Raw genomic sequence first — 15,644 nt, 5'->3', positions numbered from 1 at the left:
GTGGCATCCTAGGCAAAAAATGTTAACCAGATTTGGGATTTTCTGTTCCTAGAGCCGACTCAATCCCCCAATCCACCAGAGTTCCATATTACTGGTAAATTTTGAGGTAAATATCCCCCTAACTTTAGAATCAGGGGGCAGTCAAACCAGATCTGGGACTATAAATCGGCGTATTCGGGATGGTATTCATCCAGGGAAATTTTCACCGGGGGCACATCCCAAATTTCCTTGCAGTATTCCCGAATGGTGCGATCGGAGGAGAATTTACCCATGCGGGCCGAGTTGAGAATGGACATTTTTGTCCACCGGTCTTGGTCGGCGTAGGCTTTGCTGACTTCATCCTGACAGCCCACATAGGCTTGGTAGTCCGCCAGTAGCATATAGGGATCGTGGTGCAGAAGGGACTCCACAATGGGATGGAACAAATTGGGGTTACCGGGGGAGAAGTAGCCGTGGGCAATGCGGTCAATCACAGCTTTTAGATCAAAGTTATTGTCATAGTAGGTGTGGGGATGGTAACCGTTTTCTTTCATGGCATATACCTGTTCAGCGGTAAGGCCAAAGAGGAAAAAGTTTTCTGGCCCTGCCTCTTCCCGAATTTCGATATTAGCCCCATCTAGGGTTCCAATGGTGAGGGCGCCGTTCATGGCGAATTTCATGTTTCCTGTACCGGAGGCTTCCTTGCCTGCGGTGGAAATTTGCTCCGACAAGTCGGCGGCGGGATAAATTCTTTGCCCCAGGGAAACGTTGAAGTTAGAGACAAAGACAACTTTGAGCCTTCCCCGCACATCGGGATCGTTGTTGACCACCTCCCCCACAGCATTGATCAACTTAATAATCAATTTGGCCATGAAATAACCTGGAGCGGCCTTACCCCCAAAAATGAAGGTACGGGGCACAATTTCCGCATGGGGATTTTGTTTGATGCGGTTATAGAGGTGAATAATTTCTAGGGCCGCTAGGTGTTGGCGCTTATATTCATGAATCCGTTTGACCTGCACATCAAACAGGGAGTTAACGTCAATCTGAACATTGCGATACTTGAGCAAATAGGCCGCTAAGTTACGCTTGTTATTTTGCTTAATTTCTCGCCAGCGACGACAAAATTCCGGATCATCAACAAACTTTTCAATTTGTCGCATTTCATCCAGGTTCTTCAGCCAACCATCGCCAATTTTTTCCGTTACCAACGCAGATAGTTCAGGGTTGCTGAGCAAAATCCAGCGGCGGGGGGTAACGCCATTGGTTTTGTTAAAGAACTTCTGGGGCCAGAGCTTGGCAAAGTCCCGCAGGGTATCTTTTTTCAGCAGTTCGGTGTGGAGGGCGGCTACTCCATTGATGGCATGGCTACCCACACAGGCCAGGTTGGCCATGCGAATTTTTTTGCCATGGTTTTCTTCAATCAAAGAAAGGCTTTCCACCAGAGCTTCGTCGTTGGGGAACCAGGTTTGCAACCCCGTTAGGAAGCGGTGGTTAATCTCGTAAATAATTTCCAAATGACGGGGCAATAGTTTGGCAAACAAATCCACTGACCAGCGCTCTAGGGCTTCCGGCATGAGGGTGTGATTGGTGTAGGCAAAGGTTTTTTGGGTGATGTCCCAGGCCTTATCCCAGTCGTAGTCATAACGGTCCACAAACAGGCGCATCAATTCGGCGATCGCCACGGCGGGGTGGGTATCGTTCAACTGAATGGCGGTGAGTTCGTAGAAAGTATCGAGATTAGGGTGGGTGCGGAGATGAATCCGAATTAGATCCTGCAGGGAAGCAGAAACAAAGAAATATTGTTGGGCTAGGCGCAATTCTCGGCCAGCGGGGGTATTGTCGTTGGGATAAAGAACCTTGGAAATGGTTTCCGCATCCATCTTTTCCGCTACTGCCCGGTCGTACAGACCAGAATTGAAAGCTTCAAAGTTAAATTCTTCACTAGCTTCTGCCTTCCAGAGTCGGAGGGGATTGACCGTATTGGTTTGATAACCAGGTACCGGAGTGTCGTAGGGAATGGCCAGAATAGTCCTTTCGGGAATCCAGACCACCTTGGGTTGATTTTTTTCGTTATGGATGATCTCCGTGTGGCCCCCTAGCTTTACTTCCACCGACTCATCAGCCCGGGGGATTTCCCAGGGATTACCAAACCGTAACCAGTTGTCGGGCACTTCCACCTGCCAACCGTCCTGAATACGCTGGTGAAAAATTCCAAACTCATAGCGGATGCCGTAGCCGATCGCCGGCACTTCTAGGGAAGCAAGGGAATCGAGGAAACAGGCCGCTAGACGGCCTAAGCCACCATTGCCCAAGCCGGGGTCTGGTTCCTGCTCAATAATTTCGTTTAAGTCCAGGTCAAATTCTTTCATTACCTGGTCGATTTTGTCGTACAACCCCAGGTTAATGAGGTTATTGCCTAAATGCCGTCCCATCAGGAATTCCGCCGACAGGTAACAAACCACCTTCACTTTTTCCTGCTTATAGGTGGCGACGGTCTTGATGAAACGATGCAACAGGCGATCGCGGATGGTATAGGCCAGGGCAACGTAGTAGTCGTAGAGGGTTGCCTGGGAACGATCAATCCCCTGTAGATAAAAAAGGTTATCCAAAAAGGCCCGCTTCAAAGTGGCCACACTCATGCCGGTGCGGTCATCTTCAATTGTGATAGTGGGTTGAGGGGAAGTGTTTAGGGTAGATTGATCAATCATTGATTGTTCCTGATGAAAAAGTCGGGGTGACATCACCCAGGCTAGCCGACGCTAGCTCAAAGTACAGAAGCCCGATCGCCTTCTATAACCACCATTAGTTACTCCGGCAATCCAGGCTCACAACAGCGATGCTAACTTTAGAGTAGTGTAAGGTCTCTGCCAAGACTCTACACCTACCCCATCGGGCATTGTTAAGGACAGTTGACACAGTGACAGAAAACTAATCTGCCCTTTGCCATCAATTTCTAATCACCGTAGTGAACAGATTGTCCATGATAACCACTGGCGATCGCCGCTTCTGCTTCTAAGCTCAGCTTTTAGGGTTGACTAGTGAAAAGAAGGGGGCAAAAGATGTCAGACTTTGGTGATATTCCCCCGGACTTTTCCCTGGGGAGGCCAAGGCCAATCACTATAATGGAGACGTGCGATACCGATATTCATTGGAAGTGGTCTGCACCGCCCTGCTTCCCCTTAAACCCTTGAACGTTTAGGGATATTAGCGGTTTTAGCCCTATGAACACCCAGTTTTTTGAAGAATACCAAACCCAGTTACTGGACTGGCAAAAGAAATTTTTTAGCACTTGGATGGAAAGCCTGCCCAAAGGCACCGCTGAAATTAAATTGACCGATACCTTTGAAACCAGTTTGAAATTACAAGAGGAAATGGTCAAAAGCTACCTGGAAGCCCAGGAAAAATCCGCCACAATGATGATCGATGCCCAAAAACAATTTTGGGACAACTATTTTCAAGCCCTGCGGCAAGAGCCCGTATCGGCTAACTAGACTGATGTAAGCCTATTAACCAACGGTGATTAATCCTTCGATTAGACCCAACTTATCGTACCGATCGACTTCGTTGCAAGCTTCATAGACTCGAAACTATGCGTTTCCCCCGGAGAATTTTAGGATTCTGTGGGGGTTTGCTTTTGTGCCAAAATTGCCTCAATTTGCCTTCCCACACTGCCCAACCTAGAAAAACTGTATTCTGCAATGCTGTTTTAGTCTGCTTTTGCGACAATACTGACCAAGGTTATGAAAAGTTTATTAAGTTTGTTGATGGTCTCCGCCGCAATAATCCCCCTTGGGGGAAAATGCCAAGGAACTACCGCCAACGATGAGGAGTGAAGGGCATGGTTAAACTGGGCCATTGGGGTAAAACCTGGCGTTATTATCTGTTGCTGGCTTTGGGAGTACTGTTGGCGATCGCCATACCGTTATTACCGGCCTTTTCCCAGGTTTCCCGCCAAACCATCATTGTGGCCACGGAACCCACCTTTCCTCCTTTTGAAATGACCGATGAAGCCACGGGGCAATTAACCGGTTTTGATGTGGATTTGATTCAGGCGATCGGAGAAGCGGCCCAGGTCACCGTTGATATTCAGGGCTATCCCTTCGACGGCATTATCCCCGCCTTGCAATCCAATACGGTGGGGGCGGCCATCAGTGCCATTACCATTACCCCAGAGCGGGCCCAGTCGGTGTCCTTTTCCAGTCCCTATTTTAAATCGGTGCTGGCGATCGCCGTGCAGGATGGCAACGACACCATCAAAAACCTGAAGGATTTGGAGGGGAAAAGATTAGCGGTGGCGATCGGTACCACTGGGGCGATGGTAGCGACTAACGTACCTGGGGCTAAAGTTACCAACTTTGATTCCATTACCTCTGCTCTCCAGGAATTGGTCAACGGGAACGCCGATGCAGTGATCAATGACCGCCCAGTATTGCTCTACGCCATCAAAGACGCAGGTTTGAGAAACGTCAAAATTAGTGCCGATGTTGGCAGTGAAGATTATTACGGCATTGCCATGCCCCTGGCTCCTCCTGGGGAAATTAATCAAACTAGGGAAGTGCTCAACCAAGGTTTATTCCAAATTATTGAAAATGGCACCTATAACGCCATCTATGAAAAATGGTTTGGCGAAAAAAATCCCCCCTTTCTCCCCCTAGTAGCCCCTTCCCTGGTGGGTAAAGTGGGCACGGCCCAGAGCCTGACCGAACGCAGTCAAGCTAACCCCAACGATAACTTTCTCATCACCCTGTTCCGCAATCTCTTTAAAGGTTCCATACTCACCGTTCTCCTCACCGCCTTTTCCGTTTTCTTTGGTTTAATCGGTGGCACCGGAGTGGCGATCGCCTTGATTTCCGATATTAAGCCTCTACAACTGATATTTCGCATCTACGTGGAGTTTTTCCGCGGTACTCCCATGTTGGTGCAACTATTCATCATCTACTTCGGTTTGCCGGCGCTGTTCAAGGAAATTGGCTTGGGCATCACCATTGACCGGTTCCCGGCGGCCATTATTGCCCTCAGTTTGAATGTGGCCGCTTATCTAGCAGAAATTATTCGAGGTGGTATCCAATCCATTGATCAGGGCCAGTGGGAGGCCTGTGAATCCCTTGGTATGTCCCCTTGGCAGACTATGAAGGAAGTAATTTTTCCCCAAGCTTTTCGCCGTATTTTGCCGCCCCTGGGTAACGAATTTATCACCCTAATTAAAGACACCAGTTTAACCGCCGTGATTGGCTTCCAGGAACTATTCCGGGAAGGGCAGTTAATTGTGGCCACCACCTATCGAGCATTTGAAGTGTACATTGCTGTCGCTCTGGTGTACTTACTTCTCACCACCATTTCTTCCTTCGTCTTCAAATGGCTAGAAAATTACATGGACCCCATTGGCCGGGCCAAGAAAAAAGCTAAAGCAGCGACGGCTTAGTTTGGTTTCTGCGGTAACTGTGATGCTTAGTTTATCCAGGCATTTGATAAATTTCCCCACCAATTAAGTCAGTTTGCCAATCCTTTTATTAGTTAATCTGTAACTGATCAATCTCCCCACCATCTATTTTTTATTTGCATCTAGTGTCTGACTTTTTCGTTAACTAAATCACTTAAAAAATGAACTTCACTAAACAGTTTACTTGCCTATCTTCCCTGGGGATTACTGTATTAATCACAGCCATTGTGGGGGGAGGCAATACGGAGCCCATTTTCGCCCAATCCTTGAATAATTTAGACAATTTATCTACACAGAATAATTTTCCTCAACGGCGGCGCTTGGGAAGTACTTTCACTGTCAACGACAATGCCAAAACCTCCGTTAGTAGCTTGCAAGCTACCATGGGCCAAGCGACCAGTGTTGATCAGTTGCGGGATGTGCAGCCCACAGCCTGGGCTTATGAAGCTCTGCAAAGTCTGGTGGAGCGTTATGGCTGTATTGTGGGCTATCCTGACCGTACCTTCCGAGGCGATGCCGAAGGCACACTGCGTGCCCGCCCTTTGAGTCGTTGGGAATTTGCTGCTGGCTTAAATGCTTGCATGAATGTGATGGAGCGTTTAATCCAAGAAAATGCGATGGTTTTACGGGAAGACATTGATAAACTCAAGCTTTTGGCTCAACAATTTGAACAGGAATTACAGGCCTATAACACCCGCATTGGTAACCTAGAAACTCGCATTGCTTACCTCGAAGACCGCCAGTTTTCCGTCACCACTAAGTTAACGGGGGATTCCATTTGGGTTTTATCCGGCGTTGGAGGCAGTGAACAGGCCGATGGCCCACCGGATCAACCGGTGCAAAATGGAGAAGTTACGGTCAATTTCCGTCAACGGATTAACTTTAATACTAGTTTTTCTGGGGAAGATAATCTCCTAATTCGTCTACAATCAGCCAACTTTTTCCTGGCTCGGGGGGGCAGTAATTTGACTGATTTTAACTTTGCCGCCACGGAAGAACAGGGCAATGTCAACATCAATAAAATGCAGTACAGTTTCCCGGTCGGCGATCGGGCCCGCATCTGGCTAGCCGGTAATCGCATCACCATGGATGACATCATGGACCCCCTCGCTCCCTACACCAATTCCTTTACCGATGGAGCAGTGTCTTTCTTCGGGGCGATCGCCCCCATTTATTTACCCAACGACAATTCCGGCCCTGGGGCGGGTTTTTCCTATAATTTCACCGATGACCTGAGTTTGGGAGGTTTTTATTCCGCCGGTAAGGGTTTTTCCCCCAATCAAAGTGAAGGACTATTTAACGGTCAGTTTGGGGTAGGGGCCCAGTTGAATTATGTCCCCGCCGCCAACACTGGAGTGGCTTTTTCTTACCTCCATAACTACATTCCCCAGGGGCAATACGATAGTTTTTCCGCTTTGGGTTACACCGGCTTGGCCAACACTGATAATCCGTTTGATGACGCCGCTAGTAGTACTAATCACTATGCCGTTATTTGGACTTGGCAGTTGGCCGACTGGTTTAGTTTGGAGGGTTGGGGTATGTATAGCGATGCGACGGCCAAAAGTGGCGATCGCCAGGGGGACACAGCAGACATTTGGAACTGGAAAGTTAGCTTAGCTTTTCCCGATTTGGGTAAGGAAGGTAATGTGGGCGTGGTATCGGTGGGCCAGCCTCCCTATGCTTCTTTTATCAGCAATAACAATAATGTGCCTGATATTACTCCCGCTACCACCGATGCTCCTTGGTTTGTGGAAACCTTTTATTTGTACCAATTCAACGATAACATTTCCCTCACCCCAGCCTTTTGGATTGGCATTAATCCCGCCAATGGCCGAGATCCCCTTTGGGTAGCCGCTTTGAGGACTAGCTTTAAGTTTTAAGAGCTAAGAGCCTATCAGTTACGATGGAAAGTATCTATTTTCTCAAAATCTACCTATGCTGAGAGAAAATCTAAAAGAAAAATTAGACGAACTGAATGATGAGCAAGTTGAAAAAATTGCTGATTTCATGGCTTTCATTGAGTTTCAGTCTAAACAAGTTGCATCGTCTCTTCCATTTTGGCAAAAAGCAACGCCATCCGACAGGGCTAGAGAATTTCGTGAATGGGTTTCGCAACTTGCTAAAGGTAGCCCAAGTTTAACCGACGAAGCTTTTGATCGCGACAGTATTTACGAAGAATGACGCGATATTTGCTTGATACCAATGTCGTTATGCGATTATGCTTGCAAATAGAATTACACATCTTTTGACCCTCAATCCAAGCAACTTTATTGGTATATCAGGTATTACAACTATTCATCCACAAGATTTGAACTCACTTGAAACTGATAGGTCATAGAATTGCCAATCGCCATTAGGAACGTTATGTGGAAACCTTGTTTACAATCATTCTATTTGGGAGTGATATACGAAAAGTTTCTGTATAATCCTTAGCTAGCTTACCAACAGGAGACCCATGTCAGAGATTGAGGAATCAGCAAAGGCAGTGCAGGAGATTGCAAAGGCAACCAGTAATGCCATAGACAAAACATCTGAACTGTCTCGATTTATTTCTCAAATTATAGGTCCGGCGATTCAGGATCTGGGCGACATTGTCAAGCAATACACAGAACACTGGAAAATTAGCAATGCCCTTCATTTGCGCGACAAGTTGGATCGCATATTAATTGAACGGGGCAATCCAGAAATCTCTAGTCTTCCTCTGCGGATTGGTCTTCCACTTCTGGGTGCAGCACTTTCCGAAGATGATGAAAACCTGCAAACCCTCTGGGCAAACCTACTTGCCTCTGCTTTAACAGAATCTGATCGCACTAACTCAACAAAGTCTTTTGTAGAAGTCTTAAAACAAGTTGATATTGTCGATGCTGAACTGTTGAACGTCCTATATCTTCTGCACTTAAGAGTAATGGCAAAACCGGATGAATTCACATATGCTAATGACTCCCGTAAATATAATATAGTTCAGATAAGCGTTGCACTGAACAACTTGGAGCGTCTGGGCCTCTTGATAATCCATAAATACGATGACACTCCGGTCGATGAAGAAGCAAGGATTAGTATATGGTATATGCAAGATGGAAATAGGAGCTTTAAGGCTCATGTCTCACTCACCTTATTTGGCATTCACTTTATGCGAGTCTGCACTGATCGTAAAATGACGCTCAGCGACGGGAGTGAGGTTCTTCCAATTGAAGATCGCTTTTATTATTCAAGGGCCGCGGACTAGAGCTAATATCAAGATGTAGAAGACGAGAGCAGCCGCGATCTGTCTTTTCATAGACTTCGACCTGCTTCTGACTCTTGGCGTTATGCGGCGGGCACCACTTACAAAGACAGTAAATTCTTCAATTTTTCAGTGAAATCAATATGAAATTATCCGATAAAGGTCTTACTATTAAAGATTTAGATTTTGGCACAGTTGATGCAGAAGCTGACCGGAGGTTAGCGGACTACTTCATTAGTACACCACAGGTAGACCAATCTCTTCGTTTTCGTAGTGCCCATTTTCTTGGTCGAAAGGGAGCTGGAAAGTCTGCAATCTTTACTCAACTCTTGCGATTGGCTACGGAACGCTACAAAGAAAGTGTTCGAGTAAGCTTAATGACACCAGATCAATATGCTTGGGGGGCAATGAAAGATTACCAAGAGCAAGGCTTACTTTTAGAACAGGCTCATACTAATGCTTGGAAATTTACTATTGCAGTTGATGCCTCAGCAGTCTTGTTAGACGTGTCTCCTGAAAGGCTTGACGAAAATGCTCGGAAGGCATTAGATCGTATCTGTAAATTTGTTACAAATAACTTTGGCGAGAATGCACCAACACCAACAAATACTGTAAGGACATTACTAAAAGGCTTGAACGCATTCAATCTTGAAGCTTTTGGGTTTGGTATTGGATTCGAACGTGACAAGCAGCAACAAATGTTAACGCCTCAAGTTATTGATTTGCTCCTCGACGCGATAAATGCCGTATGTAATGACCTTGGTGTTATAGTTGCGATAGATCGCCTCGATGACTCATGGGATGGTTCAGAGGTATCAAAAAGTTTAATGATTGGACTTCTTAAAGCAACTAAAGAAATAAATGATAAATATTCATTGGCTACAGGAAAAGGTATTCATGTGATTACTTTTCTTCGGTCAGATATTTATCAAGGTCTTCAATTTGATGACAAAGATAAGCATAGAGCAATCGAAGAAGAAATAATTTGGAGTCCAGAACTTTTAAAAGATATGATCAATGCTCGACTTCCTAATAATATATCTGTTGATGAGATATTTGAGGAGGGAGATATGCGTGGTGGTATTGCACCTTTTAATTACATAGTAAAACGCACTTTCTTGAGGCCACGAGAAGTAATTCAGTTTCTTCAAGAGTGCCAGAAAAGATCAGCTAGTGATGCAATAGAAGTGTCTAAAGATACTATTAGGGAATCTGAAGAACGATACAGTAGCTGGAAGGTGGAAGATCTTAAGCAAGAATATCGTCGTCTTTTCCCTTACTTCGGTGATCTTGTCGAATCGTTGCGACAAACGCAACATCGTTATGATTCCGTCGATGAATTTCTCGCTCTTCTTGAAGAGAAGGCTAAAAGTCTCTGCGAAAAATACAGTTCACGAGAGCTAATGATGCGTCTCTTTGATGCATCAATCATTGGTGTTAGGCTTGGTAATGCCGGAACTGCTAGGTTTCGTTGTGAAGATGCAGATTTACTGCTTCCAGCGGTAGGTTCTGTTTATATCCATCAAAGTCTCTATAAAGGGCTTAACATTAGAGAAACTCGATCATAAAGCTTGACTTGTATAAGTTTATGTATTTCATTCTGAAAGGGCTGATGTAACTCATGGGAATCCAGCAGGAAAGTTAAGACTCCCATCCTTTCGATCCTAACGCTAATCTTCATTGAGACTCAAACCACTGATTTATAGGCGGTCGTCTCTGGCAGTTGCTTTAAGTTTTAATCAACCTTGCGGGAAGAAACTGGGAAAAAACTGGCCCAGAGCAGGGCGGCAATGCCAATGTTAATGGAAACATCGGCCAGGTTGAAAATGGGGAAATTAATCAGGCGAAAATCCAAAAAGTCGATTACATGACCGAATAAAAAACGGTCAATGCCATTGCCCACCGCCCCCGCTAGAATGCAACCGTAACCCAACTGTTCTAACTTGCGGAGGGGAACTTTGCCGGCAAAGATAATTAGGCCGACGCTTACTGCGAGGGAAAGCCATTTTAACCAGCCAGCCCCGCCCCGAAAAGCACTGAACGCTGCCCCGGTATTGAGCACATAGGTGAAATGGAACACTCCAGACCACAACGGCCAAGTGGTGCCCACGGGGTCCATGGCCTGACTCACCCAAAGTTTACTGAGCTGATCCAGGATAATGCCGGCGATCGCCACTTGCCAGAAGAGGGGGTTTTTAGCGAGGGAAAAAGACCGGGCCATCAATAGAATAAAATTCTCCGCAAAAAGTAGGCCAGCACAGCAGTCAGACAGACCAGAATAATCTGGCCGGGCAATGCCATGAGGGAAAAAGTCAGCAAAGCTTGGGGCAGGTCTGCCAGGGACAGAATGGGGGGATTACCCAGTTTCAACACAGCCATCATGCCTAGATAAACTATACCCGCACCGTGGATGACTCCCAAACCGACTAGGCAACCTAGGGCCAGGGTTTCAATTTTGGTTTGGGAACGGTAGGCTAACCAACCACAGACCCAAGCTCCCGGAATGAAACCTAATAGGTAGCCAAAGGTGGGCTGTTGCCAGTAGTCCCAGCCGCCGCCATGGGCAAAAATTGGCAACCAAGCTAGGCCCAGCATAATGTAACCTAACTGGGCGATCGCCCCGGCTCTAGCCCCTCCCAAACAGGCGGTGAGCAATACGGCCCCCACCTGGTAGGTTGTGCCCAGGGGATTGGAATAAATGCCATCCTCCCACCATTGCCAAGGGGGATTGGTGGCAAATACCTGCACGAACGTACAGAAAACAGTCAACAGCAGTCCGGCGATCGCCAACAGGACTTCTGCTAGCAGGGAAGGCTTGGGGAGTTCAATCTCCTCCGTCACAAGGTCCAGGTCAGGTTCAGGATTGGTATTCACCGGGGATAGGGGCCTCTCCCCCTTCGAGGCCAAGGGATGCCAATAATTTTTGATCCCGTTCGGGAGGCTGGCCCAGGGTAGTTAAATAATGGCCCACTAGCATAGCGTTAATGCCCGCTTTTAGCCCTAAATCCTGTAATTCTCCCATCACCGCTTCCCGGCCCCCAGCATAGCGAATAATTTGTTGGGGCAAAATAAACCGGAAAATGGCGATCGCCTTGAGGGCATCGTAGGGATTTAACTTTTGTTGTTCCCCCAAAGGAGTACCGGGGCGGGGATTGAGTAGATTCAGGGGCACGGATTCCACTTCCAGTTCCCGCAGAGCCAAAGCTAGATCAATGCGGTCTTCCCAGGTTTCTCCCATGCCTAAAATGCCGCCAGTGCAAGCTTGAATGCCCGCTGCCTTAAGGTTTTTCACCGTATCTACCCGGTCTTGCCAGGTGTGGGTGCTGACAATTTTGTCGTAATAGGTAGCGGATGCTTCCAAGTTATGGTTATAACGAGTCACCCCAGCTTCCTTCAATTGCTGGGCCTGTTCCGGGGTCACTTCCCCCAACGCGCAACAGGGCTTGATGTTGGTTTCCTGGATAATTTGCCGCACTGTGGCCAGGATCTGCTCAAATTCTCGATCCTTGGGGCTATGGTATTTGGGGCCCCGACCCTGACTAACTAAGCAAAAGCGTTTAGCTCCCGCCGCCGCTGCCGCCCTGGCCTGTTCTAAAATTTCTGCTTCCGTTTTCAGACCGTAAATGGGGGAATTGGGGTCGGGATGGTGACTAGACTGGGAGCAAAAGCCGCAGTTTTCCGAGCAGTTACCGGATTTAACATTGATGATGCTACACAGATCCACCACATTGCCACAGCAGGCTTCCCGAATGCGATTGGCTGCTTCACAGAGCAAAAGAATATTCTCTTCCCCCTCGATCGCCGCCAACTGTAATGCTTCTTCCCGGGTTAGGCGATCGCCGTCAATAATGCGCTGACTGAGACCTGTTAACCAGGCTTGCAAAGTCCCCTGGCGATCGGCCGGGGAATTGGTGGGGGAAGGGGGACGGGAAGATGCTAGAACCACGGCAATATGGGGTTAGGGGTCTGGATCAAATTAAAGGGCATTTTATCACGGTGGGCAGAGGTGCCAGGAGAGGTTAATCCTTGCCCCGGCGTTTGAGTTCCATTTTCACTGCATCTACCACCGTTTGAATCACTTGGACCCGAGCGAAATATTTATCGTTGGCAGGCACCACTGTCCAGGGAGCGACGGGGGTGTTGGTGCGGGCAATCATCTGATTCACGGCAACGTCATAGAGAGGCCATTTCTCCCGATTGCGCCAGTCTTCATCCGTGAGTTTATATTGCTTGAAGGGATTGTTTTGCCGTTCTTCAAACCGGGCCAATTGTTCTTCGGGGCTGATATGGAGGAAAAATTTCACCACCACATAGCCTTCCGCTGTCAATTCCGCCTCCAACTCATTGATTTCCCGGTAAGCCCGTAACCATTCCTTTTCCCTCGCAAAACCTTCTACTCTTTCCACCATCACCCGACCGTACCAACTGCGGTCAAAAATACTGATTTTCCCGCCGGGGGGAATACGACGCCAAAAGCGCCAGAGGTAATGGAATTGGGCTTCTTCCTCCGTGGGGGCGGCAAAGGTGTTGACCTGGTAACTGCGGGGGTCCAAGGTGTCGGTTAAACGTTTGATCGCTCCTCCCTTTCCGGCGGCATCCCAACCTTCAAACAGGGCAATTACTGGCACTTTTTCTTGGTAAATCTTCGCCTGTAGTTTACGCAATTCAATCTGGCTGTCCCGCAACCGTTGCCGATAGTCATCCTTGCTCAGTTGCACACTCAAATCCACCTTGGCCAGGAAATTGGGCTCAGTGGGGAGCAATTCTTTTTGGGGAGGGATGGGTTCAATTTTGGCGTTGGCCTTGGCCCGTTTTTGGTCTAGGGCTTGGACGATTACCGCCACCAGTTGGGAAAGTACTTTTACCCTGGACCACCGTTCACAATCCCCTTCCACCAGAGTCCAGGGACCATAGCCAGTGCTGGTGTAGGTGAGCATTTCCTCCACTAGACTGGAGTATTCCTGGTAGCGTTTTTCCTGTTGCCAATCTTCTGGCCGCACCCGCCACATTTCTAGCTCGTCAGCTTCGTACTTTTTCAGACGTTTTTTTAATTCTTTTTGACTGATATGTACCCAAAATTTGGCGATCGCCGCTCCGTCTTCCACTAACTGACGCTCAAAAGCGTTGATATCCCGCATTACTAAGGGAGCCTGGACGGCAGGAATACGACCAAATAACCGCTCCTCTAGACAATTGGTGTACCAACTATGATAGAAAAAGCCCAAACTCCCCTTGGGGGGAAGCTTTTGCCAAAAACGCCAAAGAAAGGGATACATCCTCTCCTGTTCATTGGCCGCAAAGATGGGATTAACGGAAAATCCCCTCGGGTCCATATAGTTAACAATTTTCTTCAGCAATGTACCCTTACCGGCGGCGGCCCAACCTTCCAAAACAATAATCACCGGAATTTTTTCTTCCCAACAGGACTGTTGTAGACTCCGCAACTGTTGCATTAAATCTTCCAACTGTTCCTTGTAACTCTGTTTGTCCAGATTAAGGGAAAGGTCGAGGGCGTCTAACATAGGCGATCGCCGGGGGAAAAAAATGATGGTCAGCCTCAGTTTAAGCCAGAAACCCAGGAAAAGATCCCTTGGTTATAATGTGGGGGCCTCTGCTTTAACCGCCCATTTCAACGGTTTTCCATGCAAAATCTCGGTTTACAGTATCCCCTTTTCGGCCCAGAAATCCAGTGCCCCCACTGTCGGCAAACTATTCCGGCCTTGACCCTGACGGACACTTACCTTTGTAATCGCCATGGAGCCTTTGAAGTTAACCCCGACACAGAGGATTTAGTCCATTTGCAATCGGGTCGCCACTGGCGGCTATGGCAGGGGGAATGGTACCGGCAACACACCCACCCCGACGGTATCCGCTTTGAAATTCACGAAGCCTTGGACCGGCTCTACACGGAAGGTTACCGGGCCACCAAGGTCATCATCGCCCACCGTTACTACGATCTAGTCAGCGTTTATCTGCAACGGCAAGGTAGCTGGCGCAATCCCGAAGATAAGGATAGTCCTCTGCCTCGTCTTTACGGTTTACCAGTGGAATTCAGTGCCCCAGGTACAGCGGACGATTGTTGGCAGGTAATTAACTTTGATCTGGAAAAGGAAAAGGGTATTCCCAAGCGCTATCCCTATTTCCGTTTATTTGATTAGGGCTTCCCTCCCCAGCGAGAAAAGTGAGGAACAGTTTCAACAATGACGGGAAAGTGGACTCGGTAACTCACCTTTAGAGCGTGTTTCAAAAGCCCCCCTGGCCCCCAAGTTTGGGGGGAAGTTAAGTAAAATTCCCCCAGTATTGCCGGAGCTTTAGAAAGTGTTTGAAAAGTGCAAGGCTAGGTATTTATCCCCCTAAATCCCCTTTAAAAAAGGGGACTTTTGCGACAATTCCCCCCTTCCCAAGGGGGGCTAGGGGGGATTAAACAGCCAAAACTCAACTTTCCAAACATGCTCTTAGCGAGGAAATTTAGGGAGCAAAATAAAACTTTTCAAACAAATTCTTGGGGATGGGAGTTTTGCCAGGGTTCCTAAATTCAGCTCAACCGGCAAACAAATCCAGCGGAAAATAACCGTAGGTTCCCGCTAAGGTATCATCCTCCGCCTGACAGGAAATTAATACTCCCCGATAATCCCCGTCATAACTGTCGAGATAAAAGCGCAGGGATTGGCTCTGGCATTTCAAATACACTGGCCCTTCAATGGTTTTACCTGGTTCCATGGCGATCGCCTCTCCGTAATCCAACCCCTGTAGATATTGCCCCAAAGCATTTTCCGCACTAGCTTGGTCGTCGGCACAAATGCCAAAATTTTCCGCTTCACTCTGGCCACAAATCCAGACAATGGCTTGGCGTAAATCTTCCCTTTCCTGGTCATTCTGGGGAATACGGATTTCTAAACGACTGTAATCCTTTAACAACGTCAACTGAGCGGAAGCATTCATAGCAAACCCATCAAACTGTGCAGACTATTGGGAAAAATTGCCCAAAGCCCAGCCTAC

Annotated in this window: 13 protein-coding genes; 7 read left to right on the top strand and 6 right to left on the bottom strand. The window is 47.6% G+C overall.

Going from position 1 to position 15,644, the window contains the following annotated elements:
* Positions 1-158 precede the first annotated feature (158 nt).
* The gene (locus SYNPCCP_RS05245; RefSeq protein WP_020861619.1) at positions 159-2,690 is read right to left on the bottom strand and encodes a glycogen/starch/alpha-glucan phosphorylase; all 2,532 of its coding nucleotides are present in this window, start codon (positions 2,688-2,690) and stop codon (positions 159-161) included.
* 513 nt (positions 2,691-3,203) lie between these two features.
* Here SYNPCCP_RS05245 and phaP point away from each other — a divergent pair.
* The 6 genes from phaP (at position 3,204) to SYNPCCP_RS05215 (ending at position 10,213) form a co-directional block, all read left to right on the top strand.
* Positions 3,204-3,473: a phasin PhaP gene (phaP, locus tag SYNPCCP_RS05240; RefSeq protein WP_010872215.1), complete on the top strand. Its 270-nt coding sequence runs from the start codon at positions 3,204-3,206 to the stop codon at positions 3,471-3,473.
* Between the two features lie 347 nt (positions 3,474-3,820).
* Positions 3,821-5,404: an ABC transporter permease subunit gene (locus tag SYNPCCP_RS05235; protein ID WP_020861618.1), complete on the top strand. Its 1,584-nt coding sequence runs from the start codon at positions 3,821-3,823 to the stop codon at positions 5,402-5,404.
* Positions 5,405-5,583: 179 nt separating this feature from the next.
* Positions 5,584-7,302 (top strand): iron uptake porin, encoded by a 1,719-nt coding sequence (locus SYNPCCP_RS05230; RefSeq protein ID WP_010872213.1) that lies wholly within the window; start codon positions 5,584-5,586, stop codon positions 7,300-7,302.
* Between the two features lie 55 nt (positions 7,303-7,357).
* Positions 7,358-7,603 (top strand): hypothetical protein, encoded by a 246-nt coding sequence (locus tag SYNPCCP_RS05225; RefSeq protein ID WP_020861617.1) that lies wholly within the window; start codon positions 7,358-7,360, stop codon positions 7,601-7,603.
* 274 nt (positions 7,604-7,877) lie between these two features.
* On the top strand, positions 7,878-8,648 hold the full coding sequence (locus tag SYNPCCP_RS05220) for an Abi-alpha family protein (RefSeq protein WP_010872212.1): 771 nt from the start codon (positions 7,878-7,880) through the stop codon (positions 8,646-8,648).
* 140 nt (positions 8,649-8,788) lie between these two features.
* Positions 8,789-10,213 (top strand): P-loop ATPase, Sll1717 family, encoded by a 1,425-nt coding sequence (locus tag SYNPCCP_RS05215; protein ID WP_010872211.1) that lies wholly within the window; start codon positions 8,789-8,791, stop codon positions 10,211-10,213.
* A 167-nt stretch (positions 10,214-10,380) separates the two neighbouring features.
* On the opposite strand, the gene lspA is transcribed toward SYNPCCP_RS05215, so the two are convergent.
* The 4 genes from lspA to pap all read right to left on the bottom strand — a co-directional run bounded on the left by lspA (position 10,381) and on the right by pap (position 14,167).
* Positions 10,381-10,866, bottom strand: coding sequence for a signal peptidase II (lspA, locus tag SYNPCCP_RS05210; RefSeq protein WP_010872210.1), 486 nt, complete (start codon positions 10,864-10,866; stop codon positions 10,381-10,383).
* On the bottom strand, positions 10,866-11,519 hold the full coding sequence (locus tag SYNPCCP_RS05205; protein WP_010872209.1) for a biotin transporter BioY: 654 nt from the start codon (positions 11,517-11,519) through the stop codon (positions 10,866-10,868). Before SYNPCCP_RS05205 ends, lspA begins: the two co-directional genes overlap by 1 nt.
* Positions 11,503-12,591, bottom strand: a complete 1,089-nt coding sequence (gene bioB, locus SYNPCCP_RS05200; protein ID WP_010872208.1) for a biotin synthase BioB — start codon at positions 12,589-12,591, stop codon at positions 11,503-11,505. Before bioB ends, SYNPCCP_RS05205 begins: the two co-directional genes overlap by 17 nt.
* 73 nt (positions 12,592-12,664) lie before the next feature.
* Positions 12,665-14,167, bottom strand: a complete 1,503-nt coding sequence (gene pap, locus SYNPCCP_RS05195) for a polyphosphate:AMP phosphotransferase (RefSeq protein WP_010872207.1) — start codon at positions 14,165-14,167, stop codon at positions 12,665-12,667.
* Positions 14,168-14,287: 120 nt separating this feature from the next.
* Between pap and SYNPCCP_RS05190 the strand changes: the two genes are divergently transcribed.
* On the top strand, positions 14,288-14,803 hold the full coding sequence (locus SYNPCCP_RS05190) for a TIGR02652 family protein (protein ID WP_010872206.1): 516 nt from the start codon (positions 14,288-14,290) through the stop codon (positions 14,801-14,803).
* A 382-nt stretch (positions 14,804-15,185) separates the two neighbouring features.
* Here SYNPCCP_RS05190 and SYNPCCP_RS05185 read toward each other — a convergent pair whose 3' ends face one another.
* A complete protein-coding gene (locus tag SYNPCCP_RS05185) occupies positions 15,186-15,587 on the bottom strand; it encodes a DUF1824 family protein (protein WP_010872205.1) in 402 nt (133 codons plus the stop codon).
* Between the last annotated feature and the right edge of the window lie 57 nt (positions 15,588-15,644).

Source organism: Synechocystis sp. PCC 6803 substr. PCC-P (genome assembly GCF_000284455.1).
GTDB lineage: Bacteria > Cyanobacteriota > Cyanobacteriia > Cyanobacteriales > Microcystaceae > Synechocystis.
This window is presented reverse-complemented; position numbering and strand designations above follow the sequence as displayed.

Excerpts from the sequence above, each read along its gene's own strand:
- pap (WP_010872207.1), bottom strand. The coding sequence starts at position 14,167 with ATGTTAGACGCCCTCGACCTTTCCCTTAATCTGGACAAACAGAGTTAC.
- SYNPCCP_RS05185 (WP_010872205.1), bottom strand. The coding sequence starts at position 15,587 with ATGAATGCTTCCGCTCAGTTGACGTTGTTAAAGGATTACAGTCGTTTA.
- SYNPCCP_RS05225 (WP_020861617.1), top strand. The coding sequence starts at position 7,358 with ATGCTGAGAGAAAATCTAAAAGAAAAATTAGACGAACTGAATGATGAG.
- SYNPCCP_RS05215 (WP_010872211.1), top strand. The coding sequence starts at position 8,789 with ATGAAATTATCCGATAAAGGTCTTACTATTAAAGATTTAGATTTTGGC.
- SYNPCCP_RS05190 (WP_010872206.1), top strand. The coding sequence starts at position 14,288 with ATGCAAAATCTCGGTTTACAGTATCCCCTTTTCGGCCCAGAAATCCAG.
- lspA (WP_010872210.1), bottom strand. The coding sequence starts at position 10,866 with ATGGCCCGGTCTTTTTCCCTCGCTAAAAACCCCCTCTTCTGGCAAGTG.
- SYNPCCP_RS05235 (WP_020861618.1), top strand. The coding sequence starts at position 3,821 with ATGGTTAAACTGGGCCATTGGGGTAAAACCTGGCGTTATTATCTGTTG.
- phaP (WP_010872215.1), top strand. The coding sequence starts at position 3,204 with ATGAACACCCAGTTTTTTGAAGAATACCAAACCCAGTTACTGGACTGG.
- SYNPCCP_RS05230 (WP_010872213.1), top strand. The coding sequence starts at position 5,584 with ATGAACTTCACTAAACAGTTTACTTGCCTATCTTCCCTGGGGATTACT.
- SYNPCCP_RS05220 (WP_010872212.1), top strand. The coding sequence starts at position 7,878 with ATGTCAGAGATTGAGGAATCAGCAAAGGCAGTGCAGGAGATTGCAAAG.
- SYNPCCP_RS05245 (WP_020861619.1), bottom strand. The coding sequence starts at position 2,690 with ATGATTGATCAATCTACCCTAAACACTTCCCCTCAACCCACTATCACA.